General features: G+C 32.4%; 19 protein-coding genes. 10 read left to right on the top strand and 9 right to left on the bottom strand.

Features of this window, described 5'->3' with window-relative positions; all coding sequences use genetic code 11:
* Positions 1-4 precede the first annotated feature (4 nt).
* Positions 5-847, bottom strand: a complete 843-nt coding sequence (locus LPB248_RS07635; RefSeq protein WP_177210907.1) for a DUF6268 family outer membrane beta-barrel protein — start codon at positions 845-847, stop codon at positions 5-7.
* A 231-nt stretch (positions 848-1,078) separates the two neighbouring features.
* Between LPB248_RS07635 and LPB248_RS07630 the strand changes: the two genes are divergently transcribed.
* Both LPB248_RS07630 and LPB248_RS07625 read left to right on the top strand, forming a co-directional pair.
* Positions 1,079-2,404, top strand: coding sequence for a DUF4270 family protein (locus LPB248_RS07630; RefSeq protein ID WP_177210906.1), 1,326 nt, complete (start codon positions 1,079-1,081; stop codon positions 2,402-2,404).
* Positions 2,405-3,640, top strand: a complete 1,236-nt coding sequence (locus tag LPB248_RS07625; protein WP_177210905.1) for an aromatic hydrocarbon degradation protein — start codon at positions 2,405-2,407, stop codon at positions 3,638-3,640.
* 4 nt (positions 3,641-3,644) lie between these two features.
* Here LPB248_RS07625 and murI read toward each other — a convergent pair whose 3' ends face one another.
* From murI to LPB248_RS07585, 8 genes are all read right to left on the bottom strand, one after another.
* Entirely contained in the window at positions 3,645-4,421 is a 777-nt protein-coding gene (gene murI / locus LPB248_RS07620; RefSeq protein ID WP_177210904.1) for a glutamate racemase, read from the bottom strand.
* Between the two features lie 149 nt (positions 4,422-4,570).
* On the bottom strand, positions 4,571-5,074 hold the full coding sequence (locus LPB248_RS07615) for an OmpH family outer membrane protein (RefSeq protein WP_170830271.1): 504 nt from the start codon (positions 5,072-5,074) through the stop codon (positions 4,571-4,573).
* Positions 5,075-5,088: 14 nt separating this feature from the next.
* Complete coding sequence (locus LPB248_RS07610) at positions 5,089-6,114, bottom strand: OmpH family outer membrane protein (RefSeq protein WP_177210903.1); 1,026 nt, start codon at positions 6,112-6,114, stop codon at positions 5,089-5,091.
* A 42-nt stretch (positions 6,115-6,156) separates the two neighbouring features.
* On the bottom strand, positions 6,157-8,904 hold the full coding sequence (locus LPB248_RS07605; RefSeq protein WP_177210902.1) for an outer membrane protein assembly factor: 2,748 nt from the start codon (positions 8,902-8,904) through the stop codon (positions 6,157-6,159).
* Entirely contained in the window at positions 8,837-9,577 is a 741-nt protein-coding gene (locus LPB248_RS07600) for an isoprenyl transferase (protein WP_177210901.1), read from the bottom strand. Before LPB248_RS07600 ends, LPB248_RS07605 begins: the two co-directional genes overlap by 68 nt.
* A 1-nt stretch (position 9,578) precedes the next feature.
* Positions 9,579-10,271 carry a DUF6089 family protein gene (locus LPB248_RS07595; protein ID WP_177210900.1) on the bottom strand — a complete coding sequence of 231 codons (693 nt, stop codon included), beginning with the start codon at positions 10,269-10,271 and terminating at the stop codon, positions 9,579-9,581.
* A gap of 173 nt (positions 10,272-10,444) precedes the next feature.
* On the bottom strand, positions 10,445-11,329 hold the full coding sequence (locus tag LPB248_RS07590) for an NAD kinase (protein WP_177210899.1): 885 nt from the start codon (positions 11,327-11,329) through the stop codon (positions 10,445-10,447).
* 98 nt (positions 11,330-11,427) lie between these two features.
* Positions 11,428-12,087, bottom strand: a complete 660-nt coding sequence (locus tag LPB248_RS07585; protein ID WP_177210898.1) for a CBS domain-containing protein — start codon at positions 12,085-12,087, stop codon at positions 11,428-11,430.
* A 115-nt stretch (positions 12,088-12,202) separates the two neighbouring features.
* On the opposite strand from LPB248_RS07585, the gene LPB248_RS07580 reads away from it, so the two are divergent.
* The 8 genes from LPB248_RS07580 (at position 12,203) to LPB248_RS07545 (ending at position 20,345) form a co-directional block, all read left to right on the top strand.
* The gene (locus tag LPB248_RS07580) at positions 12,203-12,916 is read left to right on the top strand and encodes a pyridoxine 5'-phosphate synthase (RefSeq protein WP_177210897.1); all 714 of its coding nucleotides are present in this window, start codon (positions 12,203-12,205) and stop codon (positions 12,914-12,916) included.
* Positions 12,917-12,942: 26 nt separating this feature from the next.
* Entirely contained in the window at positions 12,943-13,707 is a 765-nt protein-coding gene (locus tag LPB248_RS07575; RefSeq protein WP_177210896.1) for an alpha/beta fold hydrolase, read from the top strand.
* 54 nt (positions 13,708-13,761) lie between these two features.
* Positions 13,762-14,106 carry a phage holin family protein gene (locus LPB248_RS07570; protein ID WP_177210895.1) on the top strand — a complete coding sequence of 115 codons (345 nt, stop codon included), beginning with the start codon at positions 13,762-13,764 and terminating at the stop codon, positions 14,104-14,106.
* Between the two features lie 113 nt (positions 14,107-14,219).
* Positions 14,220-15,542, top strand: coding sequence for a trigger factor (locus LPB248_RS07565; RefSeq protein WP_177210894.1), 1,323 nt, complete (start codon positions 14,220-14,222; stop codon positions 15,540-15,542).
* Positions 15,543-15,863: 321 nt separating this feature from the next.
* Positions 15,864-16,538: an ATP-dependent Clp endopeptidase proteolytic subunit ClpP gene (gene clpP / locus LPB248_RS07560; protein ID WP_129748748.1), complete on the top strand. Its 675-nt coding sequence runs from the start codon at positions 15,864-15,866 to the stop codon at positions 16,536-16,538.
* Between the two features lie 177 nt (positions 16,539-16,715).
* Positions 16,716-17,948, top strand: a complete 1,233-nt coding sequence (clpX, locus tag LPB248_RS07555; RefSeq protein WP_177210893.1) for an ATP-dependent Clp protease ATP-binding subunit ClpX — start codon at positions 16,716-16,718, stop codon at positions 17,946-17,948.
* Positions 17,949-18,153: 205 nt separating this feature from the next.
* Positions 18,154-19,416 carry a hypothetical protein gene (locus LPB248_RS07550; RefSeq protein WP_177210892.1) on the top strand — a complete coding sequence of 421 codons (1,263 nt, stop codon included), beginning with the start codon at positions 18,154-18,156 and terminating at the stop codon, positions 19,414-19,416.
* A 542-nt stretch (positions 19,417-19,958) separates the two neighbouring features.
* The gene (locus LPB248_RS07545; protein ID WP_177210891.1) at positions 19,959-20,345 is read left to right on the top strand and encodes a hypothetical protein; all 387 of its coding nucleotides are present in this window, start codon (positions 19,959-19,961) and stop codon (positions 20,343-20,345) included.
* Positions 20,346-20,482: the final 137 nt, after the last annotated feature.

Genomic DNA, 20,482 nt, shown 5'->3' with positions numbered 1-20,482 from the left:
AAATTTATTGTTTGTATTTGATCCCTATTCCTAAAACGTAACCATTTCCGGTATTATAGTCGTATATTTTATGGTCACTGTTGTCTAGTAAATTGTATTTTTTATTGAAATCGTAACCTGCTTTAAAATTTAAAAACCAATTGCCTGCAACATTTCTTTCATATTCTAATGCCGAAGTCATTTGCGATAAAACTGCTTTTGTGGCTTTGTTATCTGCATCGGCCGTTTCGTCTAAATGGTAAAAGTTTCCATTAAAACTATTCGTCAGACTAAATTTGTTTCGATCATTATTTGAATAAGAAATTTTCGAATCTGGAAATCCGATTCTAAAATCGATTTTCTCATTCATTTTATAATCAAAAGCAACAATCGGTGTAATTTTCGGAGCTCCGAAAATAGAGGTTCGTCCAGCTCCAACTATTACATTTGCTTTTGAACTTAGTCGTTGGCTTATTTCTAAATTTCCTAAAACAGTAATAGCTGAAAAATCTAGTTTGCTCTGAAAATTTGCTGTTGGAATTATAGAAAGCCTCCATTTTGTTTTTTCTCCTATTTCAGATAAATACTCAAATTTGTTTTGAACTTGGTTGAATTTCTCCTCATCTGCATAAAAGTTATAGGGATTTAATTCGTAATTCACCTTCAAATTAGAATATTCTAGCGTGTTTGCTATTTTGCTTTTTGCGCCTAATTTTTTCTGATAAAAAATAGCAATGTTTGTTTCATTAAAATTTATCTTTTCTGTCGGCTCGGTTTTAAAATTTATAGCATCGCTAAAATTCTCCTGAGCTTTTACACCTAAAAATGAAATCAAAAAAAGAGAACAAACTAAAAACCTTACTTTCATTATTTATTTTATTGGCTCAAAATTAGACGGATGACGCTCTTAAAAAAAAGAAGATATATATATGACGTGTTTTGATAGACAAAATCGTTGTTTTTAAGGTCGAATTAAAATTTTAGAATAGAATTTAGATTATAGATTGTTTTGTACAGTCTGTAGCTTAAAAAAGCGCGGTAGTATATGTTATAGTGTGTTGCCAAGGAGCACAATTTATATTTGCCCAAAAATTAAATTATGCGCAAGTTTATATTGATGCTGCTTTTTGTACTAACCTTATTTTCATGTGGTACAGATACTGATACTGGAGAATTTACTGTTGGGTCCGATTATTTGGCTTTGAGCAATAAAGTGATTTTGATTGATACGGTTACAGTCAATATGTCAACGATTAATTTTGATTCATTGGCAACTTCTAACCGAGGTAGAATCCTGATCGGAAATTATGATGATCCCATTTTTGGAAAAGTAAAATCGGATAGCTATTTTCAGCTTTCTACAGATATTTATGCATTAAACAGTATTGGATCAGATACCGAATCTACAAATTATGTTTTTGATTCTATTTCTATGATTCTTAAGTATGATAGGTATTTTTATGGAGATACTACAAAAGTTCAGACGTTTAATATTCACAGATTGACTCAAAAAGTTAAGCCAAATAAAGAGGATAATAATTTCTATAATAATTCGACACTGACTTACAGCTCGGAAAGTTTGGGTACGATATCATTTAAACCAAGACCCAAGGAAAAAGATTCTATCAATATTCAAATGAGTAAAGAATTTGGAGAAGCTCTTTTTCAAAAAATAAAGAAAAGAGAAGTTACAGATTTTGACAGTTTTACAGAATATCTCAAAGGATTTGTATTGGTTCCAGAAAATTCAAGTTCCTCCAATGTTATCGGATTTAGTGTTTCGAAAAGTAAGGTTAGGTTGTATTATTCGAAGTATCAGACAGATAGTGAAACTCCATATATAATCGATTTTTCGATTTTAGACACTTCTAAACAGTTTAATTCTATTTCGCTCGACAAAACAGGAACGATCCTGCAAAATCTCCCCATATCTACTGGCACATTATCAAGTACACTAGTCAACAACCAAGGATTTATCCAATCTGGAACAGGTGTTGCTTGTCGAGTCGATTTTCCAAATATAAAACAGTTTAAGAATATTTCGGCAAACGGCGCAATTGTAGATGCAGAATTAATTCTTAAACCAGTTAATAATACTTATTCAGAAAAATATCCTTTAGCTGATTCGCTAACTGTTTATGTGGGAGATAATTTAAATAGAATAAGCGGAACTCTTGTCAATGCCGCTGGCGCTTCGGTTTATGGAAAGCTGAGTAAAAGCAGTGATGAATTTAACGAAAATGTCGCATATTCAATTTCGGTCGGAGCCTTTCTTCAAAAGGAAATGCTAAAACAATCTGATTCAAGATCGTCGCTTATTTTGACATTGCCTGGAATTGCACAATCTGTAAACAGAATCGTTCTGGGTGATCAAAAACATTTCAACAATAAAATTCAGCTGAAAATTTATTACATCTCTTATTAAATGAAAAATAAAATTGTTTTATGGAGCTGCTTCCTTTTAATGTCGCTGACTTCGTTTTCTCAAAGTATTTCAAGTTCTCCATATTCGCTTTATGGCTTAGGAAGTCTGTATGATTCAGATTTTGGTTATCTGCCTTCAATTGGTGGCTCTGGAATTGCTTTGCCTTCAGATACCTTTATTAATAATTTAAATCCAGCTTCTTTAGGATTCATGTATCAGAATCATTTTCTTTTTGATATTGGAGGAAAAGCGATTGCGACAACATATCAGGGCAGTAATCGTACAGAAAAGCGAAATAATTTTCAGTTTTCTCATTTGGCTTTTGCTTTTCCAGTCACAAAAAATTCTGGCTTTAGTTTGGCGCTTCGCCCATATTCAAGTTCGGTATTTAAAATCTCAAATTTAAAACTTCCAATTGCCGATAGTCAGGAATATTATTACGTTACGGCACAAGGATCTGGAGGTTTAAATAATCTAGATTTTTCATACGGATATCGATTTGGAAAAAAAATAACAGTAGGGGCAACTGGAACGGTACTTTTTGGGAACACCGTTGACGATCGTGCCTTTTTGATTTCAAATGCGATTACTACCGTTCATAAGCAAACAGATTATAGAGGCGTTCGTGCAACATTAGGAGCCCAGTTTAAAATAGATTCTACATTTACAATTGGAACAACGTTTAAAGTTCCAACAAGAATAAATGCTTCCAAAGTACAATCTGTAACAAGTATTGCAGATGAAGTAGAATCTTCTATAGAAACCAATAAAGCTTCAGATACAGATGATTATTATATGCCACTAGAAATTGGTTTTGGAGCAAGTAAACGATTTAAAAATAATTTGAGTGTGACTTTAGATTATGAAAAAAGCTTCTGGAGTAATACAAACCAATCCGATCTTTATGGTGAATTTGTAAATCAAGATCGTTTTGCATTAGGGGTTACCTATAGTGCTAAAAAGAATGTTAGGAAATATTGGGATAGAGTGGGGTATGCTGCAGGTGTAAACTTTGATAATGGCTATCTGGAAATTGATAGACAACGTGTTAATAGCGCATCTATTTCTGTTGGACTAAATCTTCCAATCGAAAACACATTTTCATCACTTAATATTTCTTATTCTTACGGACAGAAAGGCAGAATTGCAAATGATCTAATAAAAGAAAACTACCACAAAATATCACTTAATCTATCGTTGGACGGAATTTGGTTCGTCAAGCGAAAGTTTGAATAATGCTTTAAAAGTCTTTTTTGATTACCGGATATTTATATTCTAAAATTGACTCTAAAACTTTTGGGTCAGAATTGACATAAAATACGGGGTCAATATCTGTACTTTCAGAAAAGCCAACTTTGTCTTTAAGTAGATTTTTAGTTTGGCGCGCAACAGCTTCTCCTGAGTCTATTATTTTAATATGATCTGGGAGAATTTTTTTTATCTGAGGAATTAGATAAGGGTAGTGGCTGCATCCTAATACCAAGTAGTCAATATTAGCTTCAATCATCGGCTGAAGATATGACTCTAACAATTGTGTCATTTCTGGTGAGTGCAAATTGCCATCTTCAATCAGCTGTACAAGTCCGTGACCAACCTGCTCTATGATTTTAGTGTTATGAAACATCTCGGCAGTTTTATTAAATAACTCACTGTTTAGCGTTCCTTTTGTAGCTAGAATCCCAATAACCTGAGTTTGGGAATTGTTTGCGGCAGGTTTAATGGCAGGTTCAATTCCAACAAACGGAATATCATAATCTGCACGAAGTTCTACTATAGCATTTGTGGTTGCAGTATTGCAGGCAACAACAATTAGTTTGCAATTATTCTCTAGTAAAAACTCTACATTTTTTTTGCTTAATGCAACAATTTCATCTTTGCTTCTTTGACCATATGGCGCATTTTTACTGTCAGCCAGATAAATGGTTTTTTCATTGGGAAGAAGGTCATGGATGGCGCTCCAAATGGAAGTTCCGCCAATACCAGAATCAAAAACGCCTATAGGATTATTGTTTGTCATAAAGCAAATTTACTATTTTTTAATAAAAATTCGATATTCTAAGTTAAGTGAAATCTTGAAATAATACCAAAGATTAGCTTTAATTTTTTGTAAAAAAAAACTGCTCAAATTATATCAATTGAGCAGTTTAAATTATGAGATTTAATTTCTTAGAATCCTAAATCTTTTTTAACATCAGCAGTGATGTTTGGACCATCAGCTAATAATAAAGTAGAACCGTCTAAAACGTATTGGAAACCTTTAGCTTTTCCAACTTTTTGGATAGAAGCTCTAACTTTTTCCATTAATGGTTTTACGATATCTGTTTCTTTTTGTTGTAATTCTTTTTGAGCATTGTCTCTGTAATCAACAATTCTCTTTTGCATATCTTGAACTTCTTTAGAACGTTCACCGTTTACAGCATCTGTTACAGTTGCAGCTTCAGCCTCGTACTTTTTAATTTTTACTTGATATTCGTCAACCATTTTTTTGTATTCAGCATCATATGTACCACTTAATTTTTGCAGTTGATTTTGAGCATCTAGCATAGCAGGCATTTTAGACATGATCTCGCTTACATCAACATGAGCTACCTTCGCTTGCGCGTTCATTGTGTTACTTGCTCCTAAAATAAGAATTGCAGCAATTAGTAAAGTTTTGATTTGTTTCATCATTTTTAAAATATTAATTAATTATTGGTCGTATTTGTTTTTTGTGTTTCGGCTTCTTTTGCTTTTTTAGCCGCTTCTCTTTCTTCTAAAATTTTCTTTCTTCTTTCTTCCAATTCTTTTTTACGCTGTTCGTAAAGTAATTGTCTTTCCTCTGCTTTCGTCATTGCCGGCTGCTCAGTAGCTGGAGTTTCTCCAGTTGATGTTGGCGCTGCAGTTTTAGCAGTCGAGCTAGTTTTAGCAGCATCAGGAGCTACTGTTGCTGGTGAGGCTGTTCCAGAAACCGTGCCATTTTTTTTAGCATCTCTTTCTTCTTGTAGAGCTTTTCTTCTGTCTTCATATTCTTTCCTCTTAGCATCTTGCTCTAGCTTTCGGTCTTGGATCAGTTTTTCTCTAGCAGCTCTTTTTTCATCTAGTGCTTTTTGACGATCGGCCATTGCTGGATTTTCATCAATTGCGTTCTCAATGTTTTCTTTAGCTTCCTGTTCTTTCAGTTGTTTTTTACTTAACTGCTCACGTTTTTCAGTACGGTTTAAAATTCTTAAAACCTGATCGCTGATATCAAATCTTTTATTGCTGAAAAGCATGGTAAGATCTGATGATTTATCAAAAACAAAATCATAATTTTTTGCTTCTGCTATATCTTGCACAGCAGTAAAAACCTGATCTTGTATAGGTTTTGCTAAAGCTGCTTTCTGTCTCATTAGATTTCCATCAGAACCAAATTGTTTCTGCTGATAATCCATCATTTCTTGTTCAAGAAACTTAATTTCTGTTTCTCTTTCTTCTATTAATTCCTTTGTAAGTAAAGCTTTTTCTGTTTTTAAGCTTTCTTTCAAATTATTTATATTTAATTTTTTGGCCTCAACTTCTTGTTTCCACTTTTGAGCTTTTTGCTCTAATTGTGATTTAGCTTCTTTATAATCGGAAACATTTTCTAAAATATATTCCATGTCGATGTAGCCAATTCGAGTAGTCTTACCTTGTGCCTGACTTGTATTTGCTACAATCAAGGCTAAAAATATAAATAAAAATTGTTTTCTCATAACATAACTTTATTTGATGATTTTTAACCAAACGTTATTTCACTAAAATTGTTGTCCAATAATAAAGTGTGTTTCCCATCCATTAGCTTTTGTTTGTCCTGGAAGAGCGTCAAATCCGTAACCAAAGTCAATACCCAATAATCCAAATGCAGGCATGAATACACGTAAACCAGCACCAGCAGAACGATTTAAATCAAATGGGTTGTAATCTTTGAACGTTGGATAAGATGAACCTGCTTCTAAGAACGTTAAAGCAAAAATAGATGCCGACGCTTTTAATGTAATTGGGTAACGTAATTCCATAGAGAATTTGTTATAAATCGTTGCTCCAATTGCATCACCATTTGCATTTACAGGAGTCAAAGAGTTGTTTGGATAACCTCTCAACTGAATTGTCTCTCTACCATCCATAGAGTAGTTAGCCATACCATCACCTCCTAAGTAAAAACGCTCAAACGGAATTACACCTCTTTCTTGGTTGTAAGCTCCTAAGAAACCAAACTCTGTTAAGGTTCTCAATACTAATTTTCCATAAACCTTAGTATACCAGTCTCCTTTAAATTTAATTTTATAGTACTCTAACCAGTTGTATTTTTTCTGATCGACTTTTGCTATGTCTGTATCGGCACTTGAATAATCAGATCCAACACTTACATAACCAGTTTGTCCGTTTACAGTCTCTGTTTTTACATAGTCACCATTGTTAAGTGGTTTTCCATCTACACCACTTCCAGATGTTCCTGTATATTGTGTTTTATAATCTTTTTGGTTATGTAAATCACCATAATCAATTCCATTAAATAATGAATATGGAGGTGTAACTTTTGCAGAAATACTAAATTCAGAACCATACATCGGGAATATTGGGTTTACCCCTTTATTACTTCTTGAAAGTCCGATAGTATACGCTAAGTTTCTTGATGCACCATTACCAAACGTAAACAAACCTGTGTTATAATTGTTCAAGTCATAGTGCTGATAACTTACAGATTGTGATAATACAAAGTAGTCATCAGGCACAGTTAATCTTTTTGCTAAACCAACTTGGACTGTAAAAATATTAAAACTTTTGCTTTTATCAACTGTTCGAGTGATGTAATTGTTAAGAAATTGCTTACTGTATGAAATAGATGAACTAAACTGCACAGGTTTCTTTCCTCCAAACCATGGTTCTGAGAATGATAAGCTATAAGTTTGGAAATAAGTACTTCCTTGAAGACGAAGCGCAACTTTTTGTCCATCTCCCATTGGTAAAGGCTTATAAGCTTCTTTATCAAATATTTTACGTGCCGAGAAGTTGTTAAACGAAAGTCCCAATGTCCCAATGAAACCACCACCACCGTAACCTCCTTGAAGCTCAACCTGGCTAGATCCTTTTTCTACTACATTGTATTCAATATCAACTGTTCCTGCTCCAGCATCAACATTTTTAAATTTAGGATCGATTGCCTCAGGATCAAAGAAACCTAATTGTCCAATTTCACGAATCGTTCTAACTAATTGCTCTTTGCTATATTTTTCACCTGGTTTTGTTCTTAACTCACGGTAGATAACATGGTCGTTTGTTTTGTCGTTTCCAACAACTGTAATTTTATTGAAATAAGCTATAGGACCTTCTGTAACTCTAATCTCAAAATCGATTGTGTCATTAACTGTTTTTACCTCTACAGCATTAATGTTAGAGAATAAATAACCGTTGTTTTGGTATAAGTTAGTAATATCTTCTGCATCAGGTTTACTCTTATCGGCAATTCTTTTTTCAAGTAAAACTCCGTTATAAGTTTCTCCTTTCTTGATTCCCAAATAACGGCTTAAAAGCTGATCTGAGTAAACTGTATTACCTAAGAATTTAATGTTTCCGAAGTAATATTTGTTTCCTTCTTCTACATCAATTTTAATGGCAAGTGTATTTTTCTTCTTATTATATTGTACAGAATCATAAATAATACGAGCGTCGCGGTATCCTTTTTCTTTATAGGCTGCGATTACTTTTTCTAAATCAGTTTTATATTTTTCTGGAATAAATTTAGATGCTTTAAATACGCGAATGAAGTTTTTCTGTTTTGTATCTTTCATTGCACCTCGCAACTGAGTGTCTGTGAGTTGTTTGTTTCCAGTGAAGTCAATGCTACTGATTTTTACTTTGTCTCCCTTGTCTATCCTGACAAGCATATTAACTTGATGCCCGTTTATAGTATCAGGAGTATTGGTGATTGTAACTTTAGTGTTATAAAAACCTTCTTTTTTGTATTTATTTTCGATGTAATTCTTAGTCGTAGTAATTAAGTTTTCATTGACAATTTTATTCTTTGTCAAGTTGTTATCCTTAATTAAGGCTTCAACTTTGCTTTTCTTGACACCAACAATTTTAACCTCGTTTAATTTAGGAAGTTCGACGATATCTAAGTCTAAATAGATACTGTCGTTTTCTACTTTATTAACATAGAAAGCGATCTCATCAAAAAGTCCCAGTTTTCCTAATTTTTTAATTGCGCTACTGATTTCTTCTCCAGGAACTGTAATTTCCTGTCCTTTCTGAAGCCCTGAAAAGGTTACAACCGTTTGTTCATTGAAGCTTATTTTACCAACAACAGAAACTTTAGCTAGAATATATTTTTTCCCTTGATCAAAAGGAACTCTTTCTTGTGCTTTAATTTGTGAAAAACTACCCAATAGTAAAAGGGTAAAGACTATTTGTATTTTTTTTTGCAACACTAAAAAATTATTTAATTTGTTCACTGGTTTTTCCAAATCTACGTTCTCTTTTTTGATAACTAATAATAGCCTCATATAAATCTTGGTCTTTAAAGTCTGGCCACAAGACATTAGTAAAATACAATTCTGCATAGGCAATCTGCCACAGCAAAAAATTACTTATTCTATGTTCTCCACTTGTTCGTATTAATAAATCTACGTCTGGTAAATTTTGCGTGTAAAGATGCTCATTTATAATTGAATCGTCAATAGTGTCTATTGAAATTATATTATTTTTAACTTTATCACTAATTGCCTTTACGGCATTTACCAATTCCTCTCTGGAGCCATAACTTAAAGCGAGGGTAAGAGTTAAACGAGTATTGTTTTTGGTTTTTTCCATAACATCCAAAAGTTCTTTTTGGGCTGTTTTTGGTAATTTATCAAGATTTCCAATTGCATTAAGTCTGATATTGTTTTCTTCAAGGGTTACAAGTTCTTTTTTTAATGAATTAATCAATATTTTCATTAATGCCTGCACCTCCAGTTTAGGACGATTCCAGTTTTCTGTAGAAAAAGCGTATAAAGTTAAATACTCAATTCCAAGTTTAGCCGAGGTTTTGATTATTTCTTTTACAGATTTGGTTCCATTTTCATGGCCAAATGCACGCAGGAAGCCTTGTTGTTTTGCCCAGCGTCCGTTGCCGTCCATGATAATGGCAAGGTGTTTAGGTAAGTTTTTGTGATCTATTGATTCTATTAAATTCATTTTATTCTGGGCAATAGCAAGGTTTCTGTCCAAAGGTATACGTTAAAGTAAGACCTGAGAAAACATACCAGTCATTATTATTTAAATTTCCAAATTTTAGGATTTGTGTATTGCTTGTATTAGGATTACTTCCGTCAATATTATCTGTAAATGTATAACGTGCTCCAACTTCGGCTCCTAAAACAAAACGAGGTGAGATATTTGATTTTATACCTAATATAAGTGGTATTGCTACAGAACTACGGTTTTTTTGAGTGTATATTACGTTTGGGTTTGAAATATATCTGTACAAGTTGTCAAAAATAAAGTAATTTAAACCAGTAAAGACATAAGGAGTTACCTTAGTGTGGTAATCATGCAGATTAAAATCAAAAAAATTGAATTCTAATCCAGCAGAAAATTCTTTAATGTCATTGTCAAAACGGTAGCCTCTTTGGTTTCTTCCTGTTTCATCTGATTTAAAATCATTTCCGCTAACGTTTGATTGCGTGTAAGAAAATCTCCAAGCATGCCTCGGACTTCTATTCCACTTGTAAAGAACGCCAAAAGCTGGTTTTTCTGGGGAGATGTAAGTTGTTTTTCCAACATCGCCTACAAAGTTACTTCCGCCAAAAAAGACACCAATCTCATTGATTTGAGCATTCAGTGTAATAAGGGGGAAAAAACATAACAATAAATTAAAAATTTTCTTCATTTAATTCAAAATTGCGTGCAAATATAATAATTATCAATACGAATCAAAGTTCCTTTAGTTAAATGTGCTTTTTTTTCAATTTACGTTATGATTTTGAGCCATTTAATGATGATTCACTACATGCAGAACGAGAAAATGTGGTATTATCGTATAGTGAAGAATCAGAAAAGAGTTTAATTTCTTTTATCTTCTCCCCATAGCAGTTTGTTTCTTAAGGTCTTTAAGAAAGTTTCGCCTGGTATTTCGACCATTTTAATTTTGTAATCTGTTTTTTTAATTTTTAATATAGACTCATTTTTTACAGAAGAAGTTCTTGAGTCTAAAGAAATCAAATATTGGTCTTCTCTTCCTGATACGCGCAATGTAATTTCTGTGTCGTCTGGAATAACAAGGGGTCTGGCGGTTAAATTATGTGGTGCAATTGGCGTAATAACTAAACTTTTGACATCTGGTGTTAAAATTGGTCCACCGCAACTTAAAGAATATCCTGTCGAACCCGTTGGTGTTGAAATGATTAAACCATCAGCCCAATAAGAATTTAGATATTCATTATTTAGATACGTTTCTACAGTAATCATCGAAGTGGTATCTTTCCTACTTACAGTAACTTCGTTCATCGCAAAATTAAGTTCCTCAAAAGCTTTGTTATAAGGTTCGCAAGTTAAGCCTAATAAGGTTCTTTCAGAAGTTGTATAATTTTGGCTAATAACATATTGAAGTAAAATATCAATGTTTTCTTTCTGAACTTTAGCCAAGAAACCTAATCTTCCAGCATTAATTCCTAATAAAGGAACGCCGGAATTTCGAACAAATGCAGCGGCTCTAAGAATCGTACCGTCACCTCCAATACTTATTAGCATTTCGAAGCTATTGTCTAAAGCAGTACTCGGAGAAAAAGTTTTGTAATCTTTTTTTACAAGCTGTTTTTCGTAAAGCATGTTCAAGAAATTTTCTTCAATTACCATTTCGACATTGTTGGCATTGAAGAAATTGAAAATGTCTTTTATAATAGGTTCGGTACTATTCTGATAATATTGTCCGTAAATGGCTATTTTCATTCGTTGTAAATTAGATAATTTGTCAATGTGTCAATTAGATAATTTGGAAATGCGAAAATTATCTAATTAACTAATTCTCTCATTGGCACATTCGTAATTTATATGTTGAGATATTTGTCTAAATAATCTGATCGCTCTTTTAGACTGTTAATATAGTTGTCTTCCTGATGTTCTGAAATAATTTCATATCCATATCTTCTATAGGTCTGAATGATTTCATTGATTGCTCCTAAACCAATTTTTACTGTAATTTGAACATTTTCTGTATCAGCTTCAGAAACAAAACATCCTAAAACTTTTCCATTATTGCTTTCTACAATTTGGGTCACTTCGCTCATAGAATAATCTAAAAGACCTTTTTGTACAATAATAATAGCACCAGGTTCTTTTAAAAATGGAGTTTCTTGAAAAAATTTCATGATGTCTTCCATTTCATAATAACCTACGTAATTATTATTCTCATCAAGAATTGGGAGAAGATTTGTATGGTTTTTAGCGAAAACTTCTAGAACATCAAGCCAAATCATTGATTTTCTCGCAAAAAAACGTTCTAAAGTATATTTGTAATCTATTGCTTTTTTTTCAGTGTCAAATGTTTCAACATCATCAGAAGAGATGTTTCCAATAAAGACACCATCTTCTAAAATAGGAAAATGAGAAAAATTTACATCGATAAAAAAGTCCTGAATCGAGGCTATCGCTTCCTGACTGTCAATCGCTCTGAAATCGTTTGTGATATAGTTTGTAATTTCTGTCATAAATCAATTGAAGATATTTGATGCAAAATAATCAAAAAATACCGAAAACCGCTCTGTTTTACTTTGTATTTTTGTCGTAACAAATATAATGTTACTAGAATTAATATCTATTTATATGACAAAATTAAGTGTAAATATCAATAAAATAGCAACGCTTCGAAATGCCCGTGGCGGAAATGTTCCAGATTTATTAAAAGTAGCTGCAGATATTCAGCGATTTGGAGGGCAGGGAATTACAATTCATCCTCGTCCAGACGAGCGTCATATTCGTTATCAGGATGCGCGCGATTTGAAAGCGGTTGTTACCACAGAATATAATATTGAAGGAAATCCACAGCATAATTTTATTGATTTGGTTTTAGAATGCAAACCAGATCAGGTTACATTAGTTCCAGATGCAATTGGAGCAATAACTTCTTCTGCAGGTTGGGATACGATTAAAAATCAAGAATATTTAACTGAGGTTATCCAAGAGTTTCAAAAAAATGGAATCAGAACATCGATTTTTGTTGATCCGATTTTAGAAATGATTGAAGGAGCAAAAAAAACAGGAACAGACAGAATTGAATTGTACACTGAATCTTTTGCACATCAATATAGTTTAGGAAACGAAAAAGGAATAGAGCCGTACACTAAAGCTGCAGAATTGGCAAACGAATTAGGTTTAGGAATCAATGCTGGACACGATTTAAGTTTAAATAATATCAAGTTTTTCAAACAGAATATTCCAGGTTTATTGGAAGTTTCTATTGGACATGCCTTGATTTCAGAGGCACTTTACCTTGGATTGGATAATACGGTAAATATGTATCTGAATAAGTTGAAATAATTTTTCAAAGTAAAACTAAAAAGTAAATGTTATACTCAAAAATAGAAGGCGAAGGAAAACCACTTGTCATTATGCACGGATTTCTCGGGATGTCTGACAATTGGAAAACTTTAGCAGGACAATATGTAGAAGCAGGATTTCAGGTTCATATTTTAGATTTAAGAAATCATGGACGCAGTTTTCATTCAGATGAATGGAGTTATGAAGCCATGGTTCAAGATGTTTATGAATATTGTCAGGCAAATAATCTAACACGAATTGATATTCTCGGACATTCAATGGGAGGGAAAGTAGCAATGCTTTTTGCAACTACGCATCCAGAGATTGTAGACAAATTAATTGTGGCAGATATTGGCCCGAGATTCTACAAACAACATCATCAGGAGATTTTGGCAGGATTAAATGCTGTCGATTTTTCGGTAAAACCAAGCCGAAATGATGTAGAAGAAATAGTATCTCAATACGTTCCAGATTTTGGAACACGTCAGTTTTTGCTAAAAAACTTATACTGGAAGGAACCTGGACAATTGGCTTTTAGATTTAATCTTGAAGCTTTTAATAATAATCTTGATGCAATTGGAAAACCTCTGCCAGAACATTTAGTTTTTGATAAGCCAACATTATTTATTAGAGGCGGAAATTCTGGCTATATTCAAGATGCTGATCTTGATGGAATTCGCAAGCATTTTCCAAATCTAAAATTAGAAACCATTCCAAATGCAGGGCATTGGCTTCATGCAGAAAATCCGAAAATGTTTTTCGAATTGACCGCTACGTTTTTAAAAGAGTAGTTATTTTTGATAAAAAAATTAGTACTTTTAAATAAATTTTAAACCAGAATAACTATGAAATTATTACTTAGACTCCTTGTTACTGCTGCCTTGGTTTTATTATTATCTAATATTTTGACTGGGGTTCATGTTGCTAGTTTTGGTACGGCTGTAATTGTTGCAGTAGTTTTAGGATTGCTGAACGTTTTTATAAAACCAATTTTAGTGATTTTAACCTTGCCGGTTACTTTTGTTACTTTAGGTTTGTTTTTACTGGTAATCAACGCGATAATTATTTTGCTGTGCACTAATATTGTGGGCGGTTTTGCAGTAAATTCATTTTGGACAGCATTGCTATTCAGTATTATTTTGTCTATACTTCAATCTATTACTTATAAAATACTTGGAGATGATAAATAAAACAAATGTAGCAGATTAAAACTGCTTCAAATACAATAGATTAAAAACTTGGTTGGGTTGCAAAAATTTTATAATTTTGCAACCCAATTTTATTATGTAAATTAAAGAAGAAGATGGATATTAAAAGAGTAGCAATAGACGCTGTAAACGAGACAATCGTTATGAACGTTGTTCATATGGATTATAAAGGTCAAGTAGCAAAAAGAATTAACGAAAAAATGCCTTTAGCGCAAGTAAAAGGATTTAGAAAAGGGGCAGTGCCTAAAGATCTTGTTGAAAAACAATACGGAAAAGCTATTAAGCAAGAAGAGATCAAAAAAGTAGTTGATTTGGCTTTAGAGCGTTATATTCAATCTGAAAGATTAAATCTTTTAGGAACTCCTCTTGCTAAAGTAAACGAAGATTTTAACTGGGATGCTGAAGAATTAACTTTCGAATACGAAATTGGTTTAGTGCCAAATTTTGAAATTGATCTTGAAGCTAAAAATAATATCGTAAAATATATCGTTACTGCTGACGATAAATTAATCGATGGACAAGTTGAGCGTATCCAAAAACAATTTGGAAAAGCAGTTCCTCAAGAAGTTTCTGATGCTAAATCTGATTTAACTGGAACTTTTTCAAACGAAGCAAACGGAATCAACAATACAACTACAATTGCTGTAGATGCATTCAGCAAAAAAGCTCAAAAACAATTCACAGGTAAGAAAGTTGGAGATGTTGTTACAGTAAGCACAAAAGGTTTATTTGAAGACGATCACCAATTAATGGATTACTTAAAAGTTGGTCACGAAGGTGTTCACGGTTTAGATGTTGAAGTAGACTTTACTATCAGCGCAATCAATGGTTCTGAGCCAGCTGAATTAAACCAAGAATTATTTGATAAACTTTTTGGTGAAGGAAAAGTAGCTTCTTTAGAAGATTTAAAAGCTAAAATTAAAGAAGATGCTGAATCTCAATTCGCTCAGCAAGCAGACCAAAAATTATTATTAGATGTTCAGGATTTCTTGATCGAAAACACAAAATTCGATTTGCCAGCTGAATTCCTTAAAAAATGGCTACAAACTGTTGGAGAGAAAAAACTTTCTGCAGAAGAAGCTGAAGTTGAATACGCAAGATCTGAAAAAGGTTTACGTTTCCAATTAATCGAAGGAAAAGCTTTAGCTCAAAGCAATATTCAAATTACATTTGATGACTTGAAAGAGTTTACATCGAACGCAATCAGACAGCAAATGGCTCAATTTGGTCAAACAAACCCAACTGACGAAGAAGTTCAAGGAATCGTGGCTAGAGTTTTATCTAACCAAGACGAAGTGAAAAGACTTTCTGAGCAAGTTGTAGCAGCTAAAATGTTAGATATCTTCAAAGAAAAAGCTAACCCAACAACTAAAGAGGTTACTTACGAAGAATTTATTGCAGCTTCTTACGGAGAATAAATTTTAGTCTGAAAGTTAAAAGTTCTAAAGTCGAAAGTTAAGAAGTATACTTTTTAAAAATTAAGATTTTATTACAGAAACTGAAAGATAAAAATAATTATATTTGAACGTCAATGGAATTTTTTATTCTGTTGACGTTCTTTTTTTGTTTCAAGTTTAAGATTTTAGGTTTCACGTTTTCTTCAGTTAACTTGAAACGTTAAACTTGAAACAAAAGAAACGTTTCAGACAAATTGGCATCTCTTATAAAAAGGTATGAACTTTGTTTAATTCGTTTAAGTCACATGCTGACTTTAGACTTTTCAACTTTAAACTAAAAATATGAACTACGGTAAAGAATTCAAAAAATTTGCTACAAAGCACCAAGGAGTAAACGCAATGTATTACGATAAAATCGTAGCAGCGATGACACCAACAAACATGACTCCATATATTATCGAAGAGCGTCAATTGAATATTTCTCAATTAGACGTTTTCTCAAGATTAATGATGGACAGAATTATCTTTTTAGGAACAGGTATTGACGATCAGATTGCTAATATTGTTCAGGCTCAGTTGTTATTTTTAGAAAGCGCTGATGCTTCAAAAGATATTCAAATTTATTTAAACTCTCCAGGAGGAAGTGTTTATGCAGGTTTAGGAATTTACGATACCATGCAATACATCAAGCCTGATGTAGCAACAATCTGTACAGGAATGGCAGCTTCAATGGGAGCAGTTCTATTATGCGCAGGAGCAGCAGGAAAACGTTCTGCATTGCCTCACTCAAGAGTAATGATTCACCAGCCATCTGGAGGAGCACAAGGAGTTGCAACAGATATGGAAATCAACTTACGCGAGATGTTGAAATTAAAAGATGAATTATACAACATTATTTCGCACCATTCAGGACAAACTTTTGACAAAGTGCACAAAGACAGTGAGCGTGATTACTGGATGAAAGCTGACGAGGCAAAAGAGTACGGAATGATTGATGAAGTATTAAGAAGAGGATAATTTTTTTAGGGTTCAAAGTTGCAAAGGAATTAAGGTTCTAAGATTAACTTGAAACTTGAAATAAATTAAACATTGAAACAAAAAATAAATATTAAGCTGTAAGGAGCTAAGTTTTTAAGTTTTAGGTAAAAAAGCTTAGAAACTTAGTATCTTTGCAGCTTAGTAACTAAATATAGAATGGCAAAAGTAGTATTAGAATGTTCGTTTTGTGGAAGAAAGAAGCCAGAAACTAATTTATTAATTGCAGGTATCAATGCACATATTTGTGATAAGTGTATTGAACAGGCACACGGAATTGTTTTAGAAGAATTAAAATCTAGCGGAAGCGCGAAACTAGTTGGTGACTTAATTTTAAAGAAACCAAAAGAAATTAGAGCTTTCCTAGATCAATATGTTATTGGTCAAGACCAGACTAAAAAAGTAATGTCGGTTGCGGTTTACAATCACTACAAGCGTTTAATGCAACAGCAATTAGACGATGAAGTAGAGATCGAAAAAAGTAACATCATCATGGTGGGTCAGACAGGAACAGGAAAAACATTAGTAGCAAAAACGATTGCTAAAATGTTAGATGTTCCGTTGGCTATTGTTGACGCGACAGTATTAACAGAAGCTGGATATGTTGGAGAAGATGTGGAAAGTATTTTAACTCGTTTGCTTCAGGCTGCAGATTATGATGTAGCAAAAGCAGAAAGAGGAATCGTATTTATTGATGAGATTGATAAAATTGCCCGTAAGAGCGATAATCCATCAATTACTCGTGACGTTTCTGGAGAAGGTGTTCAGCAGGCATTATTGAAGTTATTGGAAGGAACAGTGGTAAACGTACCGCCAAAAGGTGGACGTAAACACCCGGATCAGAAATTTGTTGAGGTAAATACTCAAAATATCTTATTTATTGCTGGTGGAGCTTTTGATGGAGTAGAGCGTATTATTTCAAAACGTCTAAACCGTCAGGCAGTTGGTTACTCAACTTCTAAAAATGTAGATAATATCGATAAAGATAATTTATTGCAATATATCATTCCAAAAGACATTAAAGACTTTGGTTTGATTCCTGAGATTATTGGACGTTTACCAGTTTTAACGCACATGGATCCTTTGGATAAAGCAACGCTTCGTGCAATTTTGACACAGCCTAAAAATGCGTTGATCAAACAATATCAGAAATTATTCTTAATGGATGATGTTGAGTTTACGATTACCGATGAAGCTTTAGATTTTATTGTAGATAAAGCTTTAGAGTACAAATTGGGTGCTCGTGGATTACGTTCTTTATGTGAAGCTATCTTAACAGATGCCATGTACGAACTGCCAACATCTGATGATATCAGTTTGACAATCGACAAAGAATATGCAGAACATACGTTAAGTAAAAACTTATTGAAACGTATGGAGATTGCTTCGTAAATCTTGATATTACTTTGTCACAGTTCAAAACTTTGACAAAGTTTTTTTTTAAAACCTGTTCATTTATTTGAACAGGTTTTTTTATGCTTTTTTAGAATTTCAACCCATTTTCGGGTAATTTAAATAAATTCTGACAAAACAAATTTATTGTAAGAATTTATTCTATATATTTGATTTGTAGCTTTAATCTTAAATATTATAAATTATGAAGCAAAAAATTCAAAAAATTATTATTTTAAGTACTGTAATGATAATTTCAGTCACTTTTTTGAGGTGTCAAAAAGAGGAGGATTTAGTAAGTCCAGAAATTAATAACGTTTCACGTGCCAAAGAGTGGTTCAAAAAATATGAATCCACAACTGACAATTACCCATTGTTTCAAAATCTCAAGTATGATTGGGCAAATGCTGAATTTAAAAAAAATAAAGATGGCACACAATTGGTTATTGTCCCAATCAATGAGCTAAAAAAAAATAAAGATGAAAACTGGGAACAGAAGCTTTATATCTATGAATTAAGTGAGAATAATTATAAAGCACTTTTGCACGAATTCTATCCAGAACGTTCTTTAAATGATGATGCTGACCTTTTAAAATTCAGTGGATATATTTCTGTTTGGGATTTAAAATTTGGGTTTATTAAAGCGGCGGAATTTGTAGATGATAAAATGATAAGTAGTGGTGTTGTAGAAATAATATTAAGTAAGAAAATAAATCCTAGTAACATTACTGGCAAAGCACCAATGGATCCTGATGATAATACTTATTTCAGTGCTCAAAATCAAGATGGTACCCATATCAATTTAAGACCAGTCTATGTCACAAGTAATGCATCTAAATATTATGATATTATTTATAATCCACGAGGTTCAGATATCACAGGAGGAAATTCTAGTGATTATACCTCTGGTTATGCAGGCGGTGGTGGTACAGGTGGAAGTGCAAGTGGAAATCCAATTATGCCTCCTCCTCCAAAATTACCCATAAGTGATATTAAAAAATTCTTAAGTTGCTTAAATACAGCAGCAAGTGCAAATTTAACCGTTTATGCAGAAAAAACTGATTTATCTAATCTAAATGTAGGTCATGCTTTTATATCTATTTCGCAAGGTAATAATATTATGACTTATGGCTTTTATCCAGAAAACGGATATGATAAATCATTTATTGGGCCAGGAATAATGGGTAATAATGGTGGGGATTTTTATAATGTATCAGGAAATATAGGACAAATTACTCCAAAGCAATTACAGCAAATTATTTCTTTGTCAGTAAAGTATCAAAATAGTTGGTACGATATAGATACTAATAATTGTTCAGATTTCGCAGCTGATGTATTGAATATTGTGGGAGTTGCAAGTAATAATTCGTTCGAGACTCCTAGTACAGTTGCAAACACATTGCAAAAAGTACCAAATCACACTTCTATTCCAAATTATGCACCAAAAACAAAAAGAACATGTCCGTAATAAAAATTCTAAAAATAGTAGCAATAATTTCATTATTAATGCTACCAGGGCTCAGTGAAAATGGAATTCCATTTTTTGCTTTTTTATTATATTGTTTATGGGTATTTATTATGGGCATATTAGGTAATTCAGATCCGATATTTTGGGAAGGACTTTTGGTTTTGCCTATATTGACAACTTTAATTGTTTTTCTTATTAGCAAAAGCTATAAAATTTTACTTTTTTGCTTTTTAATTTTGTTAATAACACAGATACCTAGTTTAATAACTAATTATAAAAGAATCGATTTTTTGTTTTTATTTCTTTATTTGACTTTTATAATATCGTCAATTTGTGTGATTGTATTAATAAAAAAGAAACAAACTTGAGATTTTTATTTTATGATCATTGAAGCGTAAGAGAATTGCTTCTTAGATATCTCAAGTAACTTTGTCAAAGTTTAAAACTTTGACAAAGTTCACTTCTAAATCTGCTCATTTCTTTGAGTAGAAACTTCCAAATCACACTTCTATTCCAAGTTATGCACCTAAAACGAAAAGAACATGTCCTTAACGATCAAAATTTTAAAAACAGGAGCAATAATTTCATTTTTATGGCTACCAGGGCTTGATGAAAATGGCTTTCCACATTTTGCCTTTTTATTATTCTGCTTACGTCAATTTATTACTAGTCTATCTGGTAATTCAGATTCGATATTTTGGGAAGGATTTCTTGTTTTGCCTATATTGGCAACTTTAATTGTTTTTCTTATTAGCAAAAGCTATAAAATTTTGTCTTTTTGCTTTTTAATTTTGTTAATTTCATCAATGTTTACAACTGGGCTAATTGCTAATTACAAGAGAATTGACTATTTGTATTTATTTATCTATTTGACTTTTATAATATCATCAATTTGTGTGATTGTCTTAATGAAAAAGAAACCTAATTGAACATGTCCCTAACGATCAAAATTTTAAAAACCGTAGCAATAATTTCATTATTAATGATACCTGGGCTTGGTGAAATTAGAATTCCATATTTTGCTTTTTTATTATTGTGTTTACGTGAATTTATTACTGATCTATTT

The sequence above is a fragment of the Flavobacterium sp. LPB0248 genome, assembly GCF_013388355.1.
In the GTDB taxonomy this organism is placed as follows: Bacteria; Bacteroidota; Bacteroidia; order Flavobacteriales; family Flavobacteriaceae; genus Flavobacterium.
Note: the sequence above shows the minus strand (reverse complement) of the source record. Positions and strands in the feature narration are given on the sequence as shown.